Origin of the sequence: Streptomyces sp. NPDC091282 (assembly GCF_044757385.1) — a bacterium.
Lineage (GTDB): Bacteria > Actinomycetota > Actinomycetes > Streptomycetales > Streptomycetaceae > Streptomyces > Streptomyces gramineus.
This window is the reverse complement of sequence record NZ_JBIVUX010000005.1, coordinates 726918-752796: the sequence shown is the minus strand read 5'-3', so window position 1 is coordinate 752796 and position 25879 is coordinate 726918. Positions and strand designations below refer to the sequence as shown.

General features: G+C 72.9%; 14 protein-coding genes and 1 tRNA gene. 2 read left to right on the top strand and 13 right to left on the bottom strand.

The features are described 5' to 3' along the window. Positions 1-31: 31 nt before the first annotated feature. Positions 32-1720: a bifunctional 3'-5' exonuclease/DNA polymerase gene (locus ACIQOE_RS26775; protein WP_351317673.1), complete on the top strand. Its 1689-nt coding sequence runs from the start codon at positions 32-34 to the stop codon at positions 1718-1720. On the opposite strand, the gene ACIQOE_RS26770 is transcribed toward ACIQOE_RS26775, so the two are convergent. Together ACIQOE_RS26770 and ACIQOE_RS26765 are read right to left on the bottom strand one after the other, a co-directional pair. Further along, the gene (locus ACIQOE_RS26770; protein WP_401414154.1) at positions 1721-4930 is read right to left on the bottom strand and encodes a BTAD domain-containing putative transcriptional regulator; all 3210 of its coding nucleotides are present in this window, start codon (positions 4928-4930) and stop codon (positions 1721-1723) included. It abuts the gene before it with no gap. Positions 4931-5352: 422 nt separating this feature from the next. Continuing rightward, positions 5353-6246 carry a glycosyltransferase family 2 protein gene (locus ACIQOE_RS26765; RefSeq protein WP_401414151.1) on the bottom strand — a complete coding sequence of 298 codons (894 nt, stop codon included), beginning with the start codon at positions 6244-6246 and terminating at the stop codon, positions 5353-5355. 355 nt (positions 6247-6601) lie between these two features. Here ACIQOE_RS26765 and ACIQOE_RS26760 point away from each other — a divergent pair, with 355 nt between their 5' ends. Continuing rightward, a complete protein-coding gene (locus ACIQOE_RS26760) occupies positions 6602-9124 on the top strand; it encodes a hypothetical protein (protein WP_401414149.1) in 2523 nt (840 codons plus the stop codon). A 57-nt stretch (positions 9125-9181) separates the two neighbouring features. On the opposite strand, the gene ACIQOE_RS26755 is transcribed toward ACIQOE_RS26760, so the two are convergent. From ACIQOE_RS26755 to bldG, 11 genes are all read right to left on the bottom strand, one after another. Then, positions 9182-9258, bottom strand: a tRNA-Thr gene (locus ACIQOE_RS26755). Positions 9259-9365: 107 nt separating this feature from the next. Then, positions 9366-10967, bottom strand: a complete 1602-nt coding sequence (locus tag ACIQOE_RS26750) for an alpha/beta hydrolase (RefSeq protein ID WP_399011487.1) — start codon at positions 10965-10967, stop codon at positions 9366-9368. A 207-nt stretch (positions 10968-11174) separates the two neighbouring features. Beyond that, entirely contained in the window at positions 11175-12380 is a 1206-nt protein-coding gene (locus ACIQOE_RS26745) for a DNA polymerase III subunit delta' (RefSeq protein WP_351317636.1), read from the bottom strand. 234 nt (positions 12381-12614) lie between these two features. Continuing rightward, positions 12615-15863 carry a dTMP kinase gene (tmk, locus tag ACIQOE_RS26740; RefSeq protein WP_365568815.1) on the bottom strand — a complete coding sequence of 1083 codons (3249 nt, stop codon included), beginning with the start codon at positions 15861-15863 and terminating at the stop codon, positions 12615-12617. Between the two features lie 180 nt (positions 15864-16043). Continuing rightward, complete coding sequence (gene topA / locus ACIQOE_RS26735; RefSeq protein ID WP_351317632.1) at positions 16044-18875, bottom strand: type I DNA topoisomerase; 2832 nt, start codon at positions 18873-18875, stop codon at positions 16044-16046. Positions 18876-19130: 255 nt separating this feature from the next. After that, positions 19131-19328: a hypothetical protein gene (locus ACIQOE_RS26730; RefSeq protein WP_351317630.1), complete on the bottom strand. Its 198-nt coding sequence runs from the start codon at positions 19326-19328 to the stop codon at positions 19131-19133. A 267-nt stretch (positions 19329-19595) separates the two neighbouring features. Further along, positions 19596-21125, bottom strand: coding sequence for a methyltransferase (locus ACIQOE_RS26725; protein ID WP_401414143.1), 1530 nt, complete (start codon positions 21123-21125; stop codon positions 19596-19598). Between the two features lie 30 nt (positions 21126-21155). Further along, positions 21156-21758, bottom strand: coding sequence for a small secreted protein (locus ACIQOE_RS26720; protein ID WP_351317626.1), 603 nt, complete (start codon positions 21756-21758; stop codon positions 21156-21158). 298 nt (positions 21759-22056) lie between these two features. Then, entirely contained in the window at positions 22057-24468 is a 2412-nt protein-coding gene (locus ACIQOE_RS26715) for a sodium-translocating pyrophosphatase (RefSeq protein ID WP_351317624.1), read from the bottom strand. Positions 24469-24810: 342 nt separating this feature from the next. Further along, the gene (locus ACIQOE_RS26710; RefSeq protein ID WP_351317622.1) at positions 24811-25245 is read right to left on the bottom strand and encodes an ATP-binding protein; all 435 of its coding nucleotides are present in this window, start codon (positions 25243-25245) and stop codon (positions 24811-24813) included. Between the two features lie 241 nt (positions 25246-25486). Beyond that, on the bottom strand, positions 25487-25828 hold the full coding sequence (gene bldG / locus ACIQOE_RS26705) for an anti-sigma factor antagonist BldG (RefSeq protein ID WP_359307155.1): 342 nt from the start codon (positions 25826-25828) through the stop codon (positions 25487-25489). Positions 25829-25879: the final 51 nt, after the last annotated feature.

Here is a 25879-nt window from a genome sequence, read left to right as displayed (position 1 = left end):
CGTTGTCAGTGCCGGGTGACAGACTCACCGCATGACCGACCGGTGGGCTCTCGCACCGGCCGAGGACGGTGGCGTGGACGTCGCCCCCCTCGGCCCGGACGGGCTGCCCGCCGGGCCGGTGCGGCGGGAGCCCGATCTCGCCGGGGCGGTCAGGGGCCGCCCGGAGGTCACGCGCTGGGTGTGGCGGTCGACCGCCGAGGTCTACCCGCGTCTGCTCGCCACGGGGGTGCGAGTGGAGCGGTGCTACGACATCGAGGACGCCGAGACCCTGCTGCTGGGCCACGAGGGACGGTCGGGTGAGCCGCACTCGGCCGCCGCCGCCCTGGCCCGCCTCCGCGGCGGCCCCGTACCGCCCGATCCGCCCCACCGCTCCGCCGAACCGGGCGCGCAGTCCCCGCTGTTCGAGCCGCAGGGCAGCGCCCGCCTGACGCTCGACGAACTCCTCGCGGTCTACGCCGAGCAGCAGCGCCGGCACGACCGCACCGAGCGCCCGGACCGGATGCACCTGCTGACGGCCGCGGAGTCGGCGGGCATGCTGATCGCCGCCGAGATGAACCGCGCCGGCCTGCCCTGGAGCACCGAGGTCCACCGCGAGGTGCTGCGCGAGCTGCTCGGCGAGCGGTACACGGGCGGCGGCGAGCCCCGCCGGCTGGCCGAGCTGGCGGACGAGGTGTCGGCCGCGTTCGGCCGACGGGTCCGGCCGGACCTGCCCGCCGACGTCGTCAAGGCCTTCGCCCAGGCCGGGATCAAGGTGAAGTCCACCCGCCGCTGGGAGATCTCCGGCATCGACCACCCGGCGGTGCAGCCGCTCCTCGCTTATAAGAAGCTGTACCGGATCTGGGTGGCGCACGGCTGGACCTGGCTCCAGGACTGGGTGCGCGAGGGCCGGTTCCGTCCCGAGTTCCAGGCGGGCGGCACGGTCACCGGACGCTGGGTGACCAACGGCGGGGGCGCGCTCCAGATCCCCAGGGTGATCCGGCGGGCCGCGGTCGCCGACCCCGGCTGGCGGCTGGTCGTCGCCGACGCCGACCAGATGGAGCCGCGGGTGCTCGCGGCGATCTCCCGCGACCCCGGGCTGATGGAGGTCGCGGGCCGCGAGACCGACCTCTACCAGGCCGTCTCCGACCGCGCGTTCTCCGGCGACCGCGGACAGGCCAAGCTCGCCGTCCTCGGGGCGGTCTACGGCCAGACCTCCGGCGACGGCCTGAAGAACCTGGCCGCGCTCAGACGCCGGTTCCCCACGGCGGTGGCGTACGTCGACGACGCGGCACGGGCCGGCGAGGAGGGCCGGCTGGTGCGGACCTGGCTGGGCCGGACCTGTCCGCCGGCGGCCGGTGCGGGCGACGGCGCGGAGGAGGCGGGCATGCCCCAGCAGGACGCCGAGGAGCAGGCGGCCGACGGCTGGGTGCCGGGCTACGCGTCCACCAACTCCCGTGCCAGAGGCCGCTTCGCACGGAACTTCGTCGTCCAGGGCAGCGCCGCCGACTGGGCGCTGCTGATGCTGGCGGCGCTGCGCCGGAGCTGCGCCGACCTGGCCGCCGAGCTGGTCTTCTTCCAGCACGACGAGGTGATCGTGCACTGCCCCGAGGAGGAGACCGACGTGGTCGTGGCGGCGATCCGGGAGGCGGCCGACCTGGCGGGGCGGCTGACGTTCGGAGAGACACCGGTCCGTTTCCCGTTCACGACAGCCGTGGTGGAGTGCTATGCCGACGCGAAGTGATCAGCCGTCGGCCGAGAGCAGTGCGCGCAGTTCCTCGATGACGCCGGGCTCGTCGGTGCCGTCCAGGGCGGTGAGGGCGGCGCGCCAGACGTCGTGCGCCTCGCCGGTGCGATCCTGCTCGCTCAGGATCAGGCCGAGCTGGTGGCGGGCGAGACCGCCGCTGTAGCGGTCGGCACGGGCGTCGGCGCGCTCCAGGAGTTCGGTGCATTCGCGGTGCGCGCGGTCGGTGTGGCCGATGCCGCGCAGGGCTCGGACCAGCCCGAGCCGGGTCTGGGACTCGCCGTGCCAGTCGCCGTGTCCACCGAGGATGCGCAGGCTGTCCTCGAAGTGCACGGCGGCGGCGTCCGGTTCGCCGAGGGTGAGGTGGGCGTAGCCGATGTTGCAGTGCGCCGAGTGCTGCACGATGACGGCGCCGATGGCGTCGCCGATCGCCAGTGACCGCCGGTGCTGCTCGATGGCGGCCCGGGGATCGGTGTGCTCGTAGAGGTTGCCTAGGTGGCTGTGGGTGACGGCCTCGCCGTAGGGGTCGTCGAGCTGCCGGGAGTAGGCCAGGCTCTGCAGCAGCGCCTCGCCCGACTCGTCGTACCGTCCGAGCCCTTCCAGCAGCAGCCCCCGGTTGTTCAGGCAGCGCCGGATCCAGGAGGCCACGTCCAGCCGCCGCCAGATGGCGAGGGCCTGGTCGGTCAGGGCCAGGGCCTCCCGCTGGCGGCCGGCCAGGAAGTGCAGCCCGGCGAGGTCGCCCAGGGCGTAGGCCTCGGCGGGTTCGTCGCCCAGCCGCCGGGCGGCCGCCAGCGCGGCCGTGCCGAGCACCTCCGTCTCGGCGACCCGGCCGCCGCGCAGGACGTACGGGAAGAGCAGCCGGACCAGCGTGGAGAGGTAGGCGCTGATCCGTGGATCGGCGGTGGCCGCGTGCCGTTTCACCAGGGCGACGATGTTCTCCAGCTCCAGGTCGCCCCAGGCGAAGGCGTGCTCGGCGCAGTCGAAGGGCTCCAGGGAGGCCGCGTACGGCTGGTGCTCGGCGGGCTGGGCGGCGGTGGGCCGGCGGCGGTCGCCCTGGTCCAGGCCGGGTTCGACGATGGCGACGAGGGCCAGTTCGGCGACGGCGGCGAACCATTGCAGGGCGGTGAGCGCGGCCTCGGCGGTGTCGCTCCCCTCGGCCAGCTCCCGGGCGAAGTCCCGCACCAGGTCGTGCGGGGTGTAGCGGCCGTAGGCGGTCTCCTCCAGGAGGGCCACCTCGACCAGCCGGTCCAGGGCGGCCTCGGCCCGGCGCTCGTCGAGACCGGTGAGGCGGGCGACCAGCGGGGCGCCGTAGGTGGGCAGGTCGAGGGCCCCGACACGGCGCAGGGCGAGGGCGGCGTCGCGGTCGCAGGGCCGGGCGGAGGCGGCGAGGGCGTCATGGGCGACGGCGAGGGAGCGCCGGACGCTCAGGTCGTCGTACTCCAGATGCTGCAGCCTGCCCTCGGTGGCGGTGAGCTGACCGGCGAGCGCGTCGGGGGTGAGGGCGCGGCGCGCGGCCAGCCGGGCGGCGACCACGCGCAGGGCGAGCGGCAGCCGGCCGGTGAGGCCGACGAGCGGGTGAGCCGCGTCGATCTCCGCCCGCCCGCTGACCGAGCGGAGCAGGGCAGCGCTGTCCTCGCCTGTCAGCGGCGCGAGCGGGAACCGGCGGGCGCCGTCGAGCGCGGTGAGCGGCGAACGGCTGGTGACGATCACCGCGCAGCCGGGGCCGCCGGGGAGCAGCGGCCGCACCTGGGCGGCGTGCGCGGCGTCGTCGAACAGCAGCAGGGTGCGGGTCGGCGCCAGCAGGGAGCGCAGCAACGCGGCGGCCGCGTCGGGGTGTTCGGGGATGTGCCGGGGGTCGGCGCCGAGGTCGCGCAGCAGCGCGGCGAGCGCCTGGGCGGGGGCGAGCGGTGGGACGCCCGGGGTGGCGCCGTGCAGGCTGACGTAGAGCTGACCGTCGGGGAAACGTTCCCTCAGGTGATGGGCCACATGCAGTGCGAGCGCGCTCTTGCCGACCCCGGCCATACCGCTGACGACGGCGACGGCCGGGGTACCTGCCGCGAGAAGGGCCTCGCCCAGCGCCTCGCCGACGGCGGCACGCCCGGTGAAGTGGGCAGGGGGCGGCGGAAGTTGGGCGGGCCGGGGAGACCTGGTGGCGGCGGGCGGCGAACCGGGCCCGACGGACCCTTCCGCCGCGCCGTCCGGGGCAGGCCCCGGACCACCGCCCGCGCCCTCACCCGCTCCCGTACCCTTGCCCGCTCCTTCGCCCGCGCTCTCGCCCGCCGTCCCGCCCGCGTCTCCGGGCCGAGGCCGACCGGACGGGCGCACGGCGAGCCCCGCGACCGGACCCGGCCCGCCCGCGACCGCGTCCGTGCCGGTCACCGCCCCGTCCCGCGCCTTCGCACCCGGCGCGCCCTCGACGGACGCACCCTGCTCCGCCCCGCTCTCCGCCGTCCCGGCACTCCCCCGCAGCACCTGCACATGGGCCTCGCGCACCGCGGCTCCGGGCTCGACGCCGAGTTCCTCGATCAGACGGTGGCGCAGGTCGCGGTGGACCGCGAGGGCCTCGGCCTGACGGCCGGTGCGGTGCAGGGCGAGCATCAGCTGACGGTGGTAGGCCTCGCGCAGCGGGTACTCCGCGACCAGCGCCGCCAGTTCCGGCACGACGCCGCCGAGCCGCGGCCCGCCGAGGGCGAGTTCGGCGTCGTAGCGCCACTCCAGCAGCAGGAGTCTGGCCTCTTCCAGGCGCTGCACGAAGGCGTGACCGCCGAAGCCGACCGGGAGGCCGCAGAGCGGGCTGCCGCGCCAGAGCGCGAGCGCGTCGGCGCACGCGCCCAGCACCGGCACCCATTCACGGCGCCCGTGCGCCGCGCGCGCCTGCGCCACCCGCCGGTCGAACACCTCGACGTCCAGCTCACCGCCGTCGACCCGCAGCAGATAACCCGGCGGTACCGCGCGCAGCCGCTCCGGATCGTCGAGCAGGCGGCGCAGCCGGGTGACGTGGTTGTGCAGCGAGGCCTGCGCGGACACCGGCGGCGCTCCGGCCCACAGCGCGTCCTTGAGCGAGTCGACGGAGACGATCCGTCCCGCCTCCAGGAGCAGCGCAGCGAGCAGCGCGCGCACCTTGGGGCTGCCGACGGGCCGGACGTCGCCGCCCGGGAGGTACAGCGCCGGAGCCCCCAGCAGTCCGAACCGCAGCTCGTACCGCCGCATCACCGCGCCATCCCCTTCCCGTACGGTCGTGCCGACCGCGCCGCACGGCGGGGATGCCCGCCGGGACCTGGCGCCTGACCTGGCTCCTGGCGGAATTCGCCCCCGTCCAGGGCGAGTTCCCGCCACCTTCTCCGTGCCGCCGGGACCGGAATCCGCAGGATTTCCGGCCTGTTCCCGGAGTCGTACGACGGCTTCACGCCAACCGATCGGCGACCTCCGGGCGAACCGCTGGCCATATGTTAGCGATTCGTTGGTGAGCCCTGATGTGATCTTCGTATCGGATCAGGCCCGACGGCGCGCGTGTATCACGCGCAACTCGGGGGAGTGTCGCCGCAGGCTCTGATCCGGGGACGCAAGAGGGTCCCGGTCGGCGGAGGTGAACGACCGGGACCCTCGTCCCGTTGCGAGTGGGGCCGCCGGCGTCAGATGACGGGTGGGCGGCCGAGCCGGGTGAGCCGCCAGACCGTGCGCCAGCGCATCGGTCTGCGTTCGCCGGCAGGTTCGCGCAGACCCTCCACGAACCCTCCGAACCAGGCCCGCAGCCCGCCCGTCGAGCGGGTGCGCAGGACGGTGATCAGCGTCCACACGGCCAGGTGCACCGGAATGAGCGGCAGCGGCAGACGGCGGCGGGTCAGCCAGACCCGGTTGCGGGCGGTCACCCGGAAGTAGACGGCATGCCGGGCCGGTGAGGTCCGCGGGTGCTGGAGAAGCAGTTCGGGCGCGTAGAGGATCCGCCAGCCGGCGTCGGCGGCCCGCCACGCCAGGTCCGTCTCCTCGTGCGCGAAGAAGAACTCCGCGGGCCAGTCGCCGGTCTCCGTGAGCATCGTCATGCGCAGGGCGTGCCCGCCGCCGAGGAACCCGGTGACGTAACCCCCGCGCATCGGGTCGGCGTTGCCGACCCGGGGCACGTGCCGCTGCTGGGTCTCGCCCCGTTCGTCCGCGATCCTGAAGCCGACGATGCCGAGCCGGGGGTCGGCCGCGAACAGGTCCCTGACCTGCCGGAACACCTCGACGTCGACGAGCACTCCGTCGTCGTCCAGTTCCACGACGACGTCCACGTCCCCGAACGCCCGCAGCCGGGCGAGGGCGACGTTGCGGCCGCCCGGACAGCCGAGGTTGTCGTCGAGGTCGACGGTCGTCACCTCGCCGGGCAGGTCGAGGCGGCGGGCGAACTCGGGGAGCAGGCAGCCGTTGCCGACGATCACGATGCGGTCCGGGACGAGATCCTGCTTGGCGACGGACCTGAGCAGGGCGTCGACCTCGTCGGGCCGGTTCCCCATGGTCACCACGGCCACCGCGAGCCTCGGCTGCGCCATGCCCTCACCTCATCCGGCCGACGGCGGTGCCCACGTCCGGCCGCGGGTCACTCACCGTTCACCAGGATGTTGCCCCACATATGACAGAGCTCCGGGCATGAGCCCTCTTTGTGTCGGCTTTGACGATGATTTGATCGGCCATTTCCGCCGGGCATAAGGTCACCCGCCCGACGCCCGCCTCACGCCCGCACCGCCGCCCGATCCGCCCGCCGGAACCAGGGGATTCGCACTCCCCCACCGGGAAGGGGACATGACGACGGAACATCGCACCGGACCATGACGCTTCCTCACCACCCACCCCAGTACAGGACATGACCACCTGTCGGCACAGGTACCACGAACGGGGGCACGGACCATGCGAAGACCTCTGCGCCGGTTACGCGGGCGGTGGTCCACCGCACCCAGACTGGCCCGGCTGTCACTGATCTCGATCCCCTGCGCGGCCCTCCTCGCCACCGAACCGGAACGCTGGCTGGCCACCGCGGTCGCGCTGCTCAGCCTCGCCTACACGGCCTACGCGGTCCTGGCCCCGCAGGCCGTCCCGCCGCCCGGCGCCGCCGCGCTGGACGAGATCCTCGCCCACGAGCGCAAGGACACCCTGAACCTGATCTGGGTCCAGGAGGCCGTCCGGCGCGGACTGGACGCGGGAGTGCTCCTCCCCCTGCCGCTGTCCGCCCCGTCCGGCCCGGCCGGACGGGACCACCGGGTGGTCCTCGACCCGCTCGACGGCCCGGCGCCGACCGGCCTGCCGCGAACGGCCGCCGGACAGTACGGCGCGGACCTCGGCTCCTACTACGCCTCCCTCGTCCGGCCCGACGGCCCGCTGTTCCGGGCGGTCGTCTCGGGCGGTCCGGGCGCGGGCAAGACGACCCTGGCACTGCTGATCACGCGCAGCGCGCTGCAGGGGCCGACGGGACCGGTCCCGCTGCTGCTCCGCCTCGCCTCCTGGGACGCCCGGCACGAGTCCTTCGAACGCTGGCTGGAGGACGCGGCCGTCGGGCAGCTGCGCTCACTGGCCCGCTCGGCGGAGTGGGGCCACGGACGGCTCGGCAGACGCCTGCTGGCCAGCCCCGACGTATGGCTGATCCTCGACGGCGCCGACGAGATCCCGCGGGAGGCCTGGGAGGACGCCGTCTCCCAGCTCCGGGAGATCTCCGCCGAACGCCAGCTGCTCGTGCTCGCCCGCCCGGACTTCGCCTCCCTGCTCGCCGAGGGACTGGCCGCGCGCCGCCTCGGCCGCTTCGACCTGCTGCCGCCCGAACCCGCCAGGGTCCGCCGCTATCTGACCCAGCTGGCCACCGACTCGGGCACCCTGGCCCGCTGGGAGCCGCTGATCCAGGAACTCCGGCAGGGATCCGACGCCGTCGCGGGACTCCTCACCGTGCCTCTCTACCTGGACATGGCCTGGCGGCTGTACGGCGGCCGCGACGCGCCGCCGGGTACCGCGCTGCCGGCCACACCCGGCGCACTGGCGGCGCTGGCCCGGGAGGCTCCCGACCGGACGCGCACCGCTCTGATGGACGGCTTCATCGCCGTCGCCTTCCACCGGCGCCGGACCCGGTCCGGAGCGGACCCGCGCACACCGAGCCTGCCGGGTGCGCGGCGGGCCGCCTACCACGCCGCCTGGCTGGCCGACCGGACCGGCCACGGCCGGACGGCGACCCCCGGCGTGCTCACCTGGTGGGGCATCACCGCCTGGACACCCCACGGGGTCCTGGTCGGCGCCTGCGCGCCGGTGCTCGTCCTCGGCTATCTCCTCGGGCTGCACATGCCGGTGGGCTTCACCCGCGGCCTGACGATCGGCTTCACGACGGTCCTGACCATGGGCATGCTGCGCGACAGCGAACCGCGCCCGTCCGGCTGGCCACGAGCCGAGGTGCTGACCGGCATCGCCGGGGCGGCGGGGGTGGCCGCGGTGGGCACCGCGCTGATCGACCTGCGCGGCGGCGTGATCGACGCGCTCGAACTGGGCTGCGCCTTCACGGCCGTGCTCCTGCTGCTGCCGCGTCTGACCGGCGCGTCCCGCGGCCGGGCGATCGGCGCGCTGTTCGCCGTACCGGTCGCGGGGACCCTCGTGGTGGCGGCGCTGCTGCTGAGCGGCTGGCAGCTGCCCAAGGGCGGCGGCTGGTTCCAGGCGTACGGCTCGATGCTGATCGGCACCGGCCTGGGCACCCTCACCTGCCGGTGGCTGTCCGAGCCGGCCGCGGCTCCCGAGGCCAGCCGCGTCGCCCTCACCAACCGCCCGCGGCTCCAGCAGCTCTGGCTCTGCCTGGTCCGCGGCATCGTCCCGGCGGTGGGCATCGGCAGCCTGGCCGGGCTGTTCCTCACCCTGCAGTTCGGCTGGAGTTACGGCACCGCGCTGATCGTGGTCTTCGGGCTCTGCCTCGGCGTACCGACCGGGATCCTCGCGGGGCTGCTGCTCTGGTACAACCAGCACCGTCCGGACGGCGATTCCGCGACGGCCCGCGGCTCCCTCACCAACGACCGCCGGGTCCTGGCCGGCTGCGTCCTCGGCGCGACCCTCCTGGAGACGGCCGGCGCCGCGACCGTGGTCCACGGCTTCGGCGACCGGCTCCTGAACCACGACGGCAGGACCGTCCTGGTCCTCCACGTCCACCACGGCGTCCTCTTCGGCCTGGCCATCGGCTGGATCCTGGCGTCCTGCTACACCGCCTCCATCCCGGTGACGGTCGGCCACGCCTGGCACGCCCTGCACGGCCGCCTGCCCTGGCGCATCGGGACCTACCTGGACGCCCTCCACAGCCGGGACGTCCTCATCCAGTTCGGCCGCACCTACCAGTTCCGCCACGCGAACCTCGGCACCCGCCTCGCCGAACGCCTCCCGGAACTGGGCGACTCCACCCCGCCGACCGGCTGACGCACCCCACCCCGACGAAAAACCCCAGGCCGGGACAAGTCCGACCTGGGGTTTCGATGGAGCCGCCTTCGGGATTCGAACCCGAGACCTACGCATTACGAGTGCGTTGCTCTGGCCATCTGAGCTAAGGCGGCGCGTCGCCCGCACTATGGTGCGATCAGCGACGTCGGTAAGTCTACACAGTTTCCGAGGGTGCTCGGGACACGCCCCGGCAGCCGGGCTCCCGGGGCGTGCGCAGGGGCTATGAGCAGCGCTTTCCGTCCGCCGGCGGGGTGCCCTTGAGGAGGTAGGTGTTGATCGCCGAGTCGATGCAGGCGCTGCCCCGGCCGTACGCGGTGTGGCCGTCGCCGACGTAGGTGAGGAGCCGGGCCGAGCTGAGCTGGCGGGCCAGGGACTGGGCCCACGGGTACGGCGTCGCCGGGTCGCGGGTGGTGCCGACCACGACGATCGGGGCGGCGCCCTTCGCCTCGATGCGGTGCGGCTGCCCCGTGGCCCGCACCGGCCAGTACGCGCAGTTCAGCGAGGCCCACGCCAGGTTGGCCCCGAACACCGGTGAGGCCTTCTCGAACTCGGGCAGCGCCTTCTCGACCTGCTCGGGGCCGGTGAAGGCGGGCGGCAGGTCCAGGCAGTTCACCGCCGCGTTGGCGAACATCAGGTTGGAGTACCGGCCGTCCGCGTCCCGCTCGTAGTAGCTGTCGGAGAGGGCGAGCAGGCCGGCGCCGTCGTTCTCCTTCATGGCGGTGTGCAGCGCGTCACGCAGGCGCTCCCACTCCGCCTGGTCGTACATCGCCGCGATCACCCCGGTCGTGCCGAGGGACTCGGTGAGCTTGCGGCCGTCCGGGTCGCCGGTCGGGATCGGGTGTGCGTCGAGCTTGCGGAAGAACGTGCCGAGGTTGTCCGCGATCTGGGCCGGCGTGCTGCCCTTCGCGCCCAGCGGGCAGTCCGTGCGCTTCGCGCAGTCCTTCGCGAACGACTGGAAGGCCGTCTCGAACCCGGCGGTCTGTTCCAGGTTCATCTGGCGCGCGGACAGGGACGGGTCCATCGCGCCGTCCAGGACCATCCGCCCGACCCGGTCCGGGAACAGCCCCGCGTAGGTCGCGCCGAGGAAGGTGCCGTACGACGCCCCCACGTAGTTCAGCTTCGGGTCGCCGAGCACCGCCCGCAGGATGTCCATGTCGCGTGCCGAGTCGGCGGTGGAGACGTGGTGCAGCAGGTCCGCCGAGTGCGCCCCGCACGCCTCCGCGAACTTCTTGTACTCGCCGACCAGTTGGTCCGTCTCCTGCTGGTCGTCGGGCGTCACGTCGGTCTCGGTGTACGCGTCCATCTGCCGTCCGTCGAGGCATTCGACGGGTTCGCTGCGGGCGACGCCCCGCGGGTCCATCGCGACCATGTCGTAGCGCGCCCGCACCTCGGCGGGGTAGCCGATGCCGGCGTACTGCTGGAGGTAGTCCACCGCCGAGCCGCCCGGACCGCCCGGGTTGACCAGCAGCGAACCCAGCGGCTCGGCCTTGCCGGTGGCGTTCTTCCGGGCGACCGCCAGCCGGACGTCACCCGCGCCGGGATTCGCGTAGTCGAGCGGGGCCTTCATCGTCGCGCACTGGAAGCCGGGTACTCCGCAGCTGCGCCAGCTGAGCTTCTGGTCGTAGTACGACGCGAGCGCCGACGGGGTCGAGCGGGGCAGCGCGGCCAGTTGGGCGATGCCGGCCGAGGCCGATGTCGACGCGCCGTCCCGGCCGGAGCACGCGGAGACGAGCAGGGCGGCGGCCGAGAGCAGGGCGGCGGCGGTCAGGGCGCCGGTGCGCGTCCGGGTCCTGGTACGGCGGGGGGTTCGCCTGATGTGCATCAATCGAGCGTAACGCTGAGAGATGATCTCCGTGCGGTGCGTGTTGACCGTGGCTCGTACGGGTGACCCCGGTCAACCGGCCGACCACCGCCCTCCGGCGCCGGACCGACGGACCGACGGACCGACGGACGGACCGACAGACCGACGGACGAGCCTCGCAGCGCCGGATCCACCGGCTCACGGGACCCCGGCCCCGCCGCGGTCGTGTCAGCCCGCTCTCAGTGCCATCGTCATCGCCTCCACCGCGAGCAGCGGCGCCACATTGCGGTCCAGGGCGTCCCGGCAGGCGGCGATCGCCTCGATCCGGCGCAGCGTGGCCTCGGGCGAGCCCGCGCGGGCCAGCCGCTCCAGGGCCTCCTCGGCGTCCCCGTTGGCGATCGCGACCCTGGAACCCAGCTGGAGGGCGAGGACATCGCGGTAGAAACCGGTGAGGTCGGTGAGGGCGACGTCGAGGCTGTCCCGCTGGGTCCTGGTGCGGCGGCGCTTCTGCATGTCCTCCAGGTCCTTCATCACGCCCGCCGTGCCGCGTGGCAGCCGGCCGCCCTCGGCCGCGCCGAGCGCCGCCTTCAGCTCCTCGGTCTCCTTGCCGTCCGTCTCCTCGGCGAGTTGCTTGGCGTCCTCGGCCGCCGCGTCCACCAGTTCCTGGGCGGCCTTCAGGCACGCGCCGATCTCGTCCAGCCGCAGCGGCAGCTTCAGCACGGCGGCCCGGCGGGCCCGGGCGGCCGGGTCGGTGGCCAGGCGGCGGGCCCGGTCCACGTGCCCCTGGGTGGCGCGGGCGGCCGACGCGGCCACCTCGGGCTCGATGCCCTCCCGCCGTACGAGCATGTCGGCGACCGCCTGCACCGAGGGGGTGGTGAGGTTCAGGTGGCGGCAGCGGGAGCGGATCGTGGGCAGCACGTCCTCGACGGACGGCGCGCACAGCAGCCAGACGGTGCGGGGGGCGGGCTCCTCGACGGCCTTGAGGACGGCGTTGGCCGACTTCTCGTTCAGCCGCTCGGCGTCCTCGACGAGGATGATCTGCCAGCGGCCGGTCGCCGGGGCCGTGTAGGACTTGCGGACCGTGTCGCGCATGTCCTTGACCAGGATCTCGGCGCCGACGGCGGCGACCGAGTTGACGTCCGCGTGGGTGCCGACGAGTGCGGTGTGGCAGCCGTCGCAGAAGCCGCAGCCGGGGGCTCCGCCGAGGGCCCGGTCGGGGCTCACGCACTGGAGGGCGGCGGCGAACGCCCGCGCGGCCTGGTTGCGCCCGGCGCCCGGCGGGCCCGTGAACAGCCAGGCGTGCGTCATCTTCGACGTCTCCGGCGGCGGCCGGTCGGCCGCGGCGGCGGTGACCAGGGCGTCGGCGTCACGGGCGGCGGCGGTGAGCACCTCGCTCACCCGCTCCTGCCCGACGAGGTCGTCCCATACGGTCATGGGTCACGCCGCCCTTCCGTCCGTGCCACGTCCTGATCCCCGATTCCCGGTCCCGGCGACCGGCCTGCCGGCCACCGCTTCTTCGGCCACCGGTTCTCCGGCCATCGCTTTTCGACCGGACTCCATTGTGCGGGCGCCCACTGACAACCGGGCGCCCACGACGACGGGGGCGGCACCGGTCGGCACCCCGACCCGCACCGCCCCCGTACGAGCGTCTCCGGTCCGCGTGACGGGTCAGCCCCGCCGCCCGCGGCCCCGGCGGCCCCGTCCCTCGTCGTACTCCTCTTCCTCGTACGAGGAGCCCAGCAGCTCGTCGGCCAGCGACGGCAGGTCGTCCAGCGGGGTCTCCTCGGCCCAGTCGGGCCGGGGCCGCTGGCGCCGGCCCGTGCCGTCGTCGACCTGCGGCAGCTCGCGGGTGCGGCCCTCGGAGCCGTCCGGGTTCCCGGCCGCGCCGTCCGTCCGCTCGTCCCGGAAGAAGCCGGACGGCATCCGGTCCGCCGGGCTGTCGGCCGGCGGGGCCGCCTCGTCGCGCACGGGAGGCAGCACGGCCGTCTCGTCGGCCGCGCCCACCGCGGGCAGCACGGCCGTCTCGTCCGCGGCCCCCGGCACCACCGGAGGCAGTACCGCCGTCTCGTCGGCCGCGCCCGCCGGCGGCTGCGGCAGCTGCGTGGTCACCTCGGACTCGGATTCGCGGGCCGCGGGCTCGCGGTCGGCGCGCACCGGGCGCAGCACCGCCGTCTCGTCCGCCGCGCGGCTCGGCGCCGCCGGCGGTTCGTCGTCCGGGCGGACCACCGGCGTGGGCATGGTCGTCGCCTCGGGGGTGACACCGGGCGCGGTGGGCCGGGGCGCGGAGGACTCGCGGGCCGCCACGTCGGCCGCGGCCGCGGCCTCCGCCGCGGCACGGCGCGCCTGCTCGGCCTTGAGCAGGGCTTCCTCGGCCTTGCGCTGCTTCTCCAGGCGCAGTTCCTCGGCCTCGGCGCGCAGCCGGGCCTCCTCCTCGGCCTGATGGCGGCGCCGTGCCTCCTCGGCCTGGCGGCGGACCTCCGCCTCCTCGCGCGCCTTCTCCTCGGCGAGCAGGCGGGCCTGCTCCTCCTCGGCACGGCGACGGGCCTCCTCGGCACGCAGCCGGGCCTCCTCCGCCTGCCGTTCGGCCTCGCGGCGCTGCGCCTCCTCCAGCTCGCGGCGCTTGCGCTCCTCCTCCTCGGCGCGGAGCTTGGCGAGCTGCTCCTGGCGCTCGCGTTCGACGCGCTCCTCCTCGGCCTTGCGCGCGGCCTCCAACTCGGCCTTGCGCCGGGCCTCCTCCTCGGCGGCCTTGCGGGCCTCCTCGGCGGCCTTGATCTCGGCCTCGGACAGCGGCAGCACGGTGTCGAGCCGGGCCCGGATCACGGTGGTCACCGACTCGGGCTCCTGGCCCGCGTCGACGACAAGGTAGCGGCCGGGGTCGGAGGCGGCCAGCGTGAGGAAACCGGCCCGCACGCGCGCGTGGAACTCGGCGGGCTCCGACTCCAGCCGGTCGGGAGCCTCGGTGAACCGCTCGCGGGCGGTCTCCGGCTCCACGTCCAGCAGGACGGTCAGGTGCGGGACGAGTCCGTTGGTCGCCCAGCGGTTGATGCGGGCGACCTCGGTCGGGGACAGGTCGCGGCCGGCGCCCTGGTAGGCGACGGAGGAGTCGATGTACCGGTCGGAGATGACGACCGCGCCGCGCTCCAGGGCGGGCCGGACGACGGTGTCGACGTGCTCCGCGCGGTCGGCGGCGTACAGCAGCGCCTCCGCGCGGTGCGACAGACCGGCCGAGGAGACGTCGAGCAGGATCGAGCGCAGCCGCTTGCCGACCGGGGTGGCACCGGGCTCGCGGGTGAGGACGACCTCGTGGCCCTTGGCGCGGATCCACTCGGCGAGGGCTTCGGCCTGGGTGGACTTCCCGGCGCCGTCGCCGCCCTCCAGGGCGATGAAGAAGCCGTTGGAGGTGGGCGCCTGCGTCGGGTCGTCACCGCCGAGCAGCGCGTCGCGCAGGTCGTGCCGGAGCGGTACGCCCGCGCGGTCGTCGACCTTGGCCAGCACCAGCGCGGCCACCGGCAGCAGCAGCGCGCCGATCAGCATCAGCGTGAACGCGGCGCCGCCGTGCGCGAACACGAACTTGCCGTTCTCCAGGCGGTGCGGGCCGATCAGGGCGGCGATCAGGGGCGCGACCAGCGCGCCGGCCGCGATGGCTACCCGGACCACCGCGTGCAGGTGCTCGGTGGTGCGCGCCTTGCGCTGGTCCTCGGTCTCCTGGTCGAGCAGGGTGTGCCCGGTGTTGGCGGCGACGCCCGCGCCGACGCCGGCCAGCGTGACGATCAGCAGCACGGTCGTGACGTCCGGGACCAGGCCGCCGGCGAGCAGTGCGATGCCGGTGAAGGCGATCGCCAGCGACAGCAGCCGGCGCCGGGAGAGCGTCGGCAGCAGCGCGGGTGCCGTGCGGATGCCGACGGCGACGCCGCCGGTCAGCCCGAGCACCAGCAGGCCGTAGAGCACCGGGCCGCCGCCCAGGTCCTTGGCGTGCAGCACGGAGACGGCGACCGCGGCGGAGACGGCACCGGCGACGGCGGCGCAGGCCGTCACCAGCAGCGGGATGACGCCGGTACGGCCCCGGTCGGTGCCGGTGCCGGCCTTGGGACGGCGCAGGCCCTCCAGCGGCGACCGCGGGCGCGGGGTGCGCGTGCCGGGCACCTCCAGGTAGACCAGGACCGAGAGGGAGGCGGCGAACAGGCCCGCCGCCACGTACGACCCGAGGGCCGCCTGGTGCTGGGCGAACCAGGCGATGCCCGTGCCCAGCAGGTTGTTGATCAGGGAGGCGACGACCAGCGCGGCGGCCGCGAGCGGGACGGCCAGGAAGGTCGTGCGCAGCGACAGGCGGCGCAGTGCGTCCAGGTGGTCCGGCAGCGGCCGTACCGTCGCGCCCTCCGGGGGCGGGGCGGGCAGCAGCGCGGGGGCCGCGCCCTCCCGGCAGACCGTCCAGAAGCGCTCGGCGACTCCGGTGACGAAGGCCGTCACCAGGAGCACCGCCGGGGCGTTGTCCGGGGTCCAGTCGATCCACAGCGGGGCGACGATCAGCAGCAGCGCGCGCAGGCCGTCGGCGCCGACCATCGTCCAGCGGCGGTCCAGCGGGCCGTCCTGAGCGGTCAGCGTGGTGAGCGGGCCCAGCAGGACCGCGCCGAAGAGCAGGGTGGCCAGGATGCGCACGCCGAAGACGACCGCCACCGCGAACGCCACGCCGCGGTAGCCCCCGCCGAACGATCCCTGCGTGATCGCCGCTTGAAGCGTGAGCACGACAAGCACCAGCAGTGCCAGCGTGTCGCCGACTCCGCTGACCAGTTGGGCGCTCCACAACCGCCTCAGCTCGGGTCGGCGCAGCAGCGAGCGGACGGCGCGTTCGCGGGAATCCGCTACCAGTGCGTCGTCCGGTTCTGTCTGGGGGGCCGTTGGCTGCTCGGCTGGCGTCATGCTTTCAGCCTATCGGCAGCCGCCGACAGGCTGACGCGACCGTCCACAGGTACGCACACCCCGACACCAAGTTGATGCCGGGGCGTGTGCTTTGCGAAGACGGTGTGAACCAGTGCGACCGATATGGACCGGATCGACCGGCGTGAACCGGTACGACCGTCATAGGTGCCTGAGGGGGGCTCAGTCCTCGGAGGAGGCGGCCTTCGCGGCCGTCGCCTTCTTGGCGGTCGTCTTCTTCGCGGTCGTCGTCTTGGCGGCAGTCTTCTTGGCCGCCGCCTTCTTCGCCGGGGCGGCCTTCTTGGCGGCCGTCGTCTTCTTCGCGGGCGCCTTCTTCGCCGTCTTCTTGGCGGGACCCTTGGCCCGCTTCTCGGCGAGCAGTTCGAAGCCGCGCTCCGGGGTGATCTCCTCGACGCTGTCGCCGGAGCGCAGGGTCGCGTTCGTCTCCCCGTCGGTGACGTACGGGCCGAAGCGGCCGTCCTTCACCACGACCGGCTTCTCGCTGACCGGGTCGGTGCCCAGTTCCTTCAGCGGCGGCTTGGCGGCGGCCCGGCCCCGCTGCTTGGGCTGGGCGTAGATCGCCAGCGCCTCTTCGAGGGTGATCGTGAAGAGCTGGTCCTCGGAGGTGAGCGAGCGCGAGTCCGTGCCCTTCTTCAGGTACGGCCCGTAGCGCCCGTTCTGCGCGGTGATCTCCTGGCCCTCGGCGTCGGCGCCGACGACCCTGGGCAGCGACATCAGCTGGAGCGCGTCCGCGAGCGTGACCGTGTCCAGGGACATGGTCTTGAAGAGCGACGCCGTGCGCGGCTTGACCGCGTTCTTGCCGGTCTTCGGGGTGCCCTCGGGCAGCACCTCGGTGACGTACGGCCCGTAGCGGCCCGCGCGGGCGATGATCTGGTGGCCGGTCTCCGGGTCGGCGCCCAGTTCGAAGTCGCCGCTCGGCTTGGCGAGCAGTTCCTCCGCGAGCTCGACGGACAGCTCGTCGGGTGCCAGGTCCTCCGGCACGTCCGCGCGCTGGTGGCCCTCGGAGTCCTTCTCGCCGCGCTCGATGTACGGCCCGTAGCGGCCGACCCGCAGCACGATGCCGCTGCCCACCGGGAACGACGACACCTCGCGCGCGTCGATCGCGCCCAGGTCGGTCACCAGTTCCTTGAGGCCGCCGAGGTGGTCGCCGTCGCCGTTGCCCGCGTCGGCCGCGCCGCCGGTGGCGGTGTCCTCGCCGCCCTCGCCGAAGTAGAACCGCTTCAGCCACGGCACCGCCTGCGCCTGGCCGGCGGCGATGCGGTCGAGGTCGTCCTCCATGCGCGCGGTGAAGTCGTAGTCGACCAGCCGGCCGAAGTGCTTCTCCAGCAGGTTGACCACGGCGAAGGAGAGGAAGGACGGCACGAGGGCCGTGCCCTTCTTGAAGACGTAGCCGCGGTCGAGGATCGTGCCGATGATCGACGCGTACGTCGACGGGCGGCCGATCTCGCGCTCTTCGAGCTCCTTGACCAGCGAGGCCTCGGTGTAGCGGGCCGGGGGCTTGGTGGAGTGCCCGTCGACCGTGATCTCCTCGGCGGAGAGCGCGTCGCCCTCGCCGACCTGCGGCAGCCGGCGCTCGCGGTCGTCCAGCTCGGCGTTCGGGTCGTCGGCGCCCTCGACGTAGGCCTTGAGGAAGCCGTGGAAGGTGATCGTCTTGCCGGAGGCGCTGAACTCGGCGTCCCGGCCGTCGGCGGCGGTGCCGGCGATCTTCACGGTGACGCTGTTGCCGGTCGCGTCCTTCATCTGCGAGGCGACGGTCCGCTTCCAGATCAGCTCGTAGAGCTTGAACTGGTCGCCGGTCAGGCCGGTCTCCGCCGGGGTGCGGAAACGATCACCCGAGGGGCGGATCGCCTCGTGCGCCTCCTGGGCGTTCTTGACCTTCGCGGCGTACACGCGCGGCGACGAGGGCAGGTAGTCGGCGCCGTAGAGCTGCGTGACCTGGGCCCGCGCGGCGGCGACGGCGGTGTCGCTCAGCGTCGTGGAGTCGGTACGCATGTACGTGATGTAGCCGTTCTCGTACAGCTTCTGCGCGACCTGCATGGTGGCCTTGGCGCCGAAGCCGAGCTTGCGGCTGGCCTCCTGCTGGAGGGTCGTCGTACGGAACGGGGCGTACGGCGAGCGGCGGTACGGCTTGGACTCGACCGAGCGGACCGCGAAGCGGGTGTTCTCCAGGGCGGCGGCGAGCGCGCGGGCGTTCGCCTCGTCGAGGTGGAGGGTGTTCGCGGTCTTGAGCCGGCCGAGCGAGTCGAAGTCGCGGCCCTGGGCGACGCGCTTGCCGTCGACCGCCTGCAACCTGGCGACCAGCGAGGACGGGTCGGACGGATCGCCGGCCCGGCCGGTCGCGAAGGTGCCGGTCAGGTCCCAGTAGTCGGCGGAACGGAACGCGATGCGGTCGCGCTCCCGCTCCACCACGAGCCGGGTCGCGACGGACTGCACACGGCCGGCCGACAGGCGCGGCATGACCTTCTTCCACAGGACCGGCGAGACCTCGTAGCCGTAGAGGCGGTCGAGGATGCGGCGGGTCTCCTGGGCGTCGACCATGCGCTGGTTCAGGTCGCGCGGGTTGGCGACGGCCGCGCGGATCGCGTCCTTGGTGATCTCGTGGAAGACCATCCGCTTGACGGGGACCTTGGGCTTGAGGACTTCCAGCAGGTGCCAGGCGATGGCCTCGCCCTCGCGGTCCTCATCGGTGGCGAGGAAGAGTTCGTCGGAGTCCTTCAGCAGGTCCTTGAGCTTCTTGACCTGTGCCCGCTTGTCGGCGTTGACGACGTAGATCGGCTCGAAGTCGTGCTCGACGTCCACGCCGAGGCGCCGGACCTCGCCGGTGTACTTCTCGGGCACCTCCGCGGCGCCGTTGGGAAGGTCACGGATGTGCCCGACGCTCGCTTCGACGACGTATCCGGGGCCCAGATAGCCCTTGATCGTCTTCGCCTTGGCAGGCGACTCGACGATGACGAGTCGGCGGCCGCCCTGTGCGGTCTCGCTGGTCGGGGACAACTTCGCTCTTCTCTCCGGTCGACGCTGGGGCCTCCCCAGGCCTTGCTCCCGGGGGCGCGGCACGGGCACGGGTGCCCGTTCACTTGGTGACGCTGCGGAGTGTGACGGTACATCCCGCCCCCGTGTCAAACGGGAAAAGCCCGCAACGGCCACTCGAACGGTAACCCGACTACCGCCATTCCTGCCGCCCGGAGTCCCCGGCCGTTCTCCCGGCCCTGTCCGGAGCGTGACGCTCCGGTCACCGGGAGGCGGGTCTCACAGGCGGGTCAGGCAGTACGCCCCGAGGCCCAGCGCGATCACCGCGGCGAGGCTCGCGAGGGTCGCCGACGCGCCCTGGCTCACGCCGTGGGCGACGGGTTCACCGCGCCGGACCCGGACGCCGGTCCACACCAGCAGTGCGCCTCCGAACAGGGCGAACACCGCCCCCGCGAAGATCGCCGGTCCGCTCTCCATGGCCCGTGCGCCCCTTCCCGTCCGCCCGTGACTGCCCAGCGCCGGGAGACTGCCACGGACGGACGGCGGACGGGAGGCCGGCGGGCGAAATCGAGGTGAACGAGGCACCGCCGACATCTCGAACATTCGACCGACTGACTACGAGACGAACATTCCGGCCACATTTTTCCGGCCCTTTTCCTTCTCCGGCGTGTCCTCCGGACCGCCGGACCACCCCCCGGCGCCCGCCGAACCGACCGGTTTCCGACCCGCCGACCCTCCGGGCGGTCAGCCCACGGGCTCCAGGAAGCCCTGTTCCACCAGCAGCCGGATCTGCGCGGGCGTGCGGTCCCGCAGCAGCACCGGGTCCTCGCCCATCAGCTGGGCGATGGCGTCGATAATCCGCCCCGCGCTCAGTGAACCGTCACACACTCCGGCGAAGCCCGCGCCGACCGTGTCCACCTTGGTCGCGCGGCGCATCCCGCGGTGCTGGCGCAGCACCACGTGCTCCGGGTCCTCGGCGCCGGGCAGCCCGACCTGCTCCTGGACCACCTCGACGGCGAGCCTGAAGTGGCCTTCGAGCAGATCCGCGTCGTCGTGGGCACGGAGGTAGTCGAGGCGGTCGAAGTGCGTGCGGATCGTCTCGCCGAGCGGCTGTTCGATCGAATGCGGCCACTCCTCCACGGTGATCACGGGGTCGGCGGCGTCCGTCCTGCGCAGCGTGATCCAGCCGAAGCCCACCCCCTTCACCTTCCGCGCCTCGAACTCGTCGAGCCACGCGTCGTACCGCGCCTGGTACTCCGCCACGTCCCCGCGGTGGTCGCCGGAGTCCCGGAGCCACAGCTCGGCGTACTGGTTGACGTCCTGGACCTCGCGCTGCACGATCCACGCGTCGCACCCGCGCGGCACCCACGACCTGACCCGGTCCTGCCAGTCCTCCCCCGCGACGTGCTGCCAGTTGGCGAGGAACTGCGCGAACCCGCCCTCGGCCAGCCGTTCCCCGGCCTGTTGAACGAGCGACCGGCACAGATCGTCCCCGCTCATCCCGCCGTCCCGGTACGTCAGCCGGGCGCCCGGCGAGATCACGAACGGCGGGTTGGACACGATGAGGTCGTACGACTCCCCTTCCTTGACGGGCTCGAACAGCGAGCCCTCGCGCAGGTCGGCCGCCGGGGCGCCGGACAGGGCCAGCGTGAGCGCAGTGATGTGCAGCGCGCGCGGGTTGAGGTCGGTCGCCGTCACGCGCGTGGCGTGCTGGGCGGCGTGCAGGGCCTGGATCCCGGAGCCGGTGCCGAGGTCGAGGGCGGCGGAGACGGGCGTACGGACGGTGATGCCGGCCAGCGTCGTGGAGGCGCCGCCGACGCCGAGGACGACGCCCTCGTGGCGCTGCCCGATGCCGCCGGCACCGCCGACCGCGCAGCCGAGGTCGGAGACGATGAACCAGTCCTCGCCCTCCGGTCCGCCGTACGGCCGGACGTCCACGGTGGCCGCGACCTCGTCGGAGCCGGCGTGGACCAGCCAGCCGCTCTCCAGGAGGCCGTCCACGGGCAGCGTGTCCGCCACGCGCGCGTGCGGAACGGGCTGCTGGAGCAGGAACAGCCGGACCAGCATCTCCAGCGGGGTGTCGCCGCGGGTGGCCCGGAGCGCGGGCACGGTCTCGCTGCGGGCCAGCGCGGCGTAGGCGGGCGCGCCGAGGAGTTCCAGAAGTCCGTCGGCCGTGAAGGAGGCGCCCAGCAGGGCGGTGCGCAGCAGGGCGGCGACGTCGGGGCGGTCGGAGGCGGGCAGGGTGGCGAGGCCGGAGTCAGTCACGCCCTCCATTGTGGCCCGCGCCCCCGCACGCGGACCGCCTCAGCTCGCGGTCGACGAGGCGGACGCCGACGCCGTCGCGGAGACCTTCTTGCAGCTGGCCTGCTCGGCGATCGCGTCCTTGACCTCGCCCTGCTCCAGGGCCTCCAGCGCGGCGGTGCCGCTCTTGTTCTGCGTCTCCAGGTTCGCCATCTGGGAGGCGACGTCGTGCAGACCGGAGGCGAACTTCGCCTGGTCCTTGGTCTCCAGCGCGTCGACCTTCTTCTTCAGGTCGGCGTAGGAGGCGGAGAGGCTGTTGAGGTTCTTGACGACGTCCTGCTGGCGCTTGGCGCCGTCGTCGATCCCAGGAGGCGCACCGGCGCCGCTGATGGCCGCGGCGAGCGCCTTGTAGCCGTCGGACATGTCCTGGAAGGCCTTGGAGTCGGTCTTCTGGATGGTGGCGGGCGAACTCGTGGTGTCCGAGGCCGTCTGCGAGATCGCCGCGTTGGCCGCCTTGATCTTCGCGTCCTGCGCCGGAACCGCGTCGCACACGGTCTTGGCCCAGGAGATCAGCTTGGGATCGGTCCCCTTGTTGCTGCTGCACCCGGACAGCGCCACTACGAGTACCGCACCGCCGGACAGTGCGGCCGCGAGCTTCTTGTTCACCGGATAGGTCCCTTCAATGGCTCTCGGCCCCCGGAATCTACACGGCGCACGGACAGCACCCTCATGGAGACCATGCTTTAAAGATGCTTTTAGGTTGATTTGCCCGGGGAGAGAGAAGGCTCACGACGAGACGCCGGGCACACCCGGACCGGCGCGCGGGACCACGTCCCACCACGTGCCCGCACCGGCGAGCGGCCCCCGGCACGCGAAACGGGCGGACGGCGTGTCAGCACACACCGTCCGCCCGCCCGTTGGCCCGGCCCGCTCGCGCGAGCCGTGCCGGCCGCCGTAAGGCCGCCTACGAAACCACCGCGGGGTCGGCCGACTTGGCGACGCGTTCGGCGCCGTCCTCGTCGTCGTCGCCGACGGTGATGCCGCGCCGCTTGGAGATGTACACGGCGCCGACGATCACGAGCAGCGCGAGGATCGCGATCGTGATCCGGATCCCGATGCTCTTGTCATGGCCGTACGAGAACTTGATCACCGCCGGTGCGATCAGCAGCGAGACCAGGTTCATGACCTTGAGCAGCGGGTTGATCGCGGGGCCCGCGGTGTCCTTGAAGGGGTCGCCGACGGTGTCGCCGATGACCGTGGCGGAGTGGGCCTCGCTGCCCTTGCCGCCGTGGTGGCCGTCCTCGACGAGCTTCTTGGCGTTGTCCCAGGCACCGCCGGAGTTGGCCAGGAAGACGGCCATCAGGGTGCCCGCGCCGATCGCGCCCGCGAGATAGGAGCCGAGCGCGCCGACGCCGAGCGTGAACCCGACGAAGATGGGCGCCATCACGGCGAGCAGTCCCGGCGTGGCCAGCTCGCGCAGGGCGTCCTTGGTGCAGATGTCGACGACCTTGCCGTACTCCGGCGTCTCCGTGTAGTCCATGATCCCGGGGTGCTCGCGGAACTGCCGCCGCACCTCGTAGACGACCGAACCCGCGGACCTCGACACCGCGTTGATGGCGAGTCCGGAGAAGAGGAAGACGACCGCCGCGCCGGCGATGAGCCCGACCAGGTTGTTGGGCTGCGAGATGTCCATCGACAGGGTCAGCGGCGCGCCGGCTCCGGTCAGTTTCGCGCCCACGTCCTGCACGTTCGTGGTGATCGCGTCCCGGTACGACCCGAACAGCGCCGACGCCGCGAGCACGGCGGTGGCGATGGCGATGCCCTTGGTGATGGCCTTGGTCGTGTTGCCCACGGCGTCCAGGTTGGTGAGCACCTGCGCGCCCGCGCCCTCGACGTCGCCGGACATCTCGGCGATGCCCTGGGCGTTGTCGGAGACCGGCCCGAAGGTGTCCATGGCGACGATCACGCCGACCGTGGTGAGCAGGCCGGTGCCGGCCAGCGCCACCGCGAACAGCGCCAGCATGATCGACGTGCCGCCGAGCAGGAACGCGCCGTAGACGCCGAGGCCGATCAGCAGGGCGGTGTAGACGGCCGATTCGAGGCCGATCGAGATGCCGGCGAGGACCACGGTGGCCGGGCCGGTCAGCGACGACTTGCCGATGTCCATGACCGGACGCCGGTTGGTCTCGGTGAAGTAGCCGGTCAGCTGCTGGATGACGGCCGCCAGCAGGATGCCGATGGCGACCGCGACCAGGGCGAGGATCCGCGGGTCGCCGTCCTTGGCCTTGATGGCCGCGTCGGAGATCCCGTCGAGATCGGCGTAGCTGCCCGGCAGGTACACGAAGACCGCGACCGCGACCAGCGCGAGCGAGATCACCGCGGAGATGAAGAACCCGCGGTTGATGGCGCTCATGCCGCTGCGGTCGCTGCGGCGCGGGGCGACCGCGAAGATGCCGATCATGGCGGTCAGCACACCGATGGCCGGGACCAGGAGCGGGAAGGCGAGTCCCGCGTCGCCGAAGGCCGCCTTGCCGAGGATCAGCGCGGCGACCAGGGTCACCGCGTAGGACTCGAAGAGGTCGGCGGCCATGCCCGCGCAGTCGCCGACGTTGTCGCCCACGTTGTCGGCGATGGTCGCGGCATTGCGCGGGTCGTCCTCCGGAATGCCCTGTTCGACCTTGCCGACCAGGTCGGCGCCGACGTCGGCGGCCTTGGTGAAGATGCCGCCGCCGACACGCATGAACATGGCGATCAGGGCGGCGCCCAGGCCGAAGCCTTCGAGCACCTTCGGCGCGTCGGCCGCGTACACCAGCACCACGCAGGAGGCGCCGAGCAGGCCGAGGCCCACGGTGAACATGCCGACGACGCCGCCCGTACGGAAAGCGATCTTCATGGCTTTGTGCGAGACGGCGGTGAGATCCTTTTCCGGTTCGCCTTCGGCCGGGGTGGCTTCCCGGGCGGCCGCCGCGACACGGACATTGCTGCGTACGGCGAGCCACATGCCGATATAGCCGGTGGCCGCCGAGAACGCCGCGCCGATCAGGAAGAAGATCGATCGGCCGGCGCGTTGATTCCAGTCGTCCGCGGGCAGCAGCAGGAGCAGGAAGAACACCACGACGGCGAATACGCCGAGAGTGCGCAACTGCCGGGCCAGATAGGCGTTCGCGCCTTCCTGGACCGCCGCCGCGATCTTCTTCATGCTGTCGGTGCCCTCGCCGGCCGCGAGGACCTGGCGTACCAGGATCCAGGCGACCACGAGCGCGGCCAGCGCCACGACGGCGATCACCGCGACCAGGACCCGGTTGTCGTCGGTCAGGACCGCCGCCGCGAGGGTTGTGGGGTGACCCAGCTGATGAGGGGTAGAAAGCCCCGCCATTCGTCCTCCTTGACGCTTGGGCTGAGCTCAAGATGTGGACGGATTCTAGGTACCCGCGAGTGATCTAAAAAGGGGACGGTAAGCGGAATTGGCCTTCTCGTGCTCTTCAGCAAATGATCGAGGTCACGGCGGCGAACCCGAAAGCGGTAACGCCCTAAAAGCATTGACGATCACCACTGGCCTATTCGGCGCTTGATCAAATTATCGGGCGATCCGCCGGAGCCCTCGATCGTGAATTCTTTCACGAATTCGGCGAACGGATGACATCGGCCGGAAAATAACAGGAAGGGCCCTGCTCGGCAGGGCCCTGCTCATGATCGGGTGACGCCCGGTCGGGTGCGCTCAGACGAGCGTGACCCCGGGCGGAGTGGTCGGCCACCTCATGCGGATGAGGCCGCCGTGCTCGCCGGCGGTGACCTCCACGTCGTCGACGAGGCCGCTGATGACCGCGAGGCCCATCTCGTCCTCCTCGGCCTCCACGTCCGCGTCCGGCGCCGCACCGGTCGCCCGGTCGACGGGAACGGATCGCGGTGCGTCGTCGCCGACCTCGATGGAGAACTGTTTCTCCTCTTCGATCAGCGCCACGCGCACCGGCTCGTTGATGCCGGCGCTCTGATGCAGTCCGACAGCGCGGGAACAGGCCTCGCCGACGGCCAGCCGGACCTCGTCCAGGACGGCCTCGTCCACTCCGGCCCTGCGCGCCACCGCCGCCGCCACCAGTCGGGCGGTGCGGACGTGCTCGGGCAGCGCGCTGAAGCGGAGTTCAACGGTGGCCATACGTCCCCCTCGGAACTACGGGCGTGCGGTAGGGGGCCGGGTCGCCGAAAACCCGGGCCCCCCGATGAATTGCGTCCGCCACGGGCCTGCGACCCGTGAACGGCTGCCGGCACGGGCATGCGGGCCCGAGCGGGCGGGAGCGACACGGGCCCTGCGTACGGTTCCGTACGAGCCCGTGTCAGAGGCCGGCCGGACGGCACCCGGACCGATCCGCGGTCCGGAAGCCGTCGGCCGGCCCGGGTCAGTCGGTGGCCGCCACCGCTTCCTCGACCGAGGTGTGGATCGGGAACACCTTGGTGAGACCGGTGATGCGGAAGATCTTCAGAATGCACTCCTGGTTGCAGACCAGGCGCAGCGAGCCCTCATGGGCACGCACCCGCTTCAGGCCGCCGACCAGCACGCCGAGTCCGGTGGAGTCGAGGAAGTCCACGCCCTCCATGTCGACGACGAGGTGGAAATTCCCGTCGTTCACCAACTCGACCAGCTGCTCGCGCAGCTTGGGCGCGGTATATACGTCGATTTCACCACCGACCTCGACGACCGTACGATCGCCGACGGTACGGGTCGACAGGGACAGGTCCACGGATCCTCCAGCACCTTGCTATCGAGCGGGTCGCCCCTTGGGACACCTCGG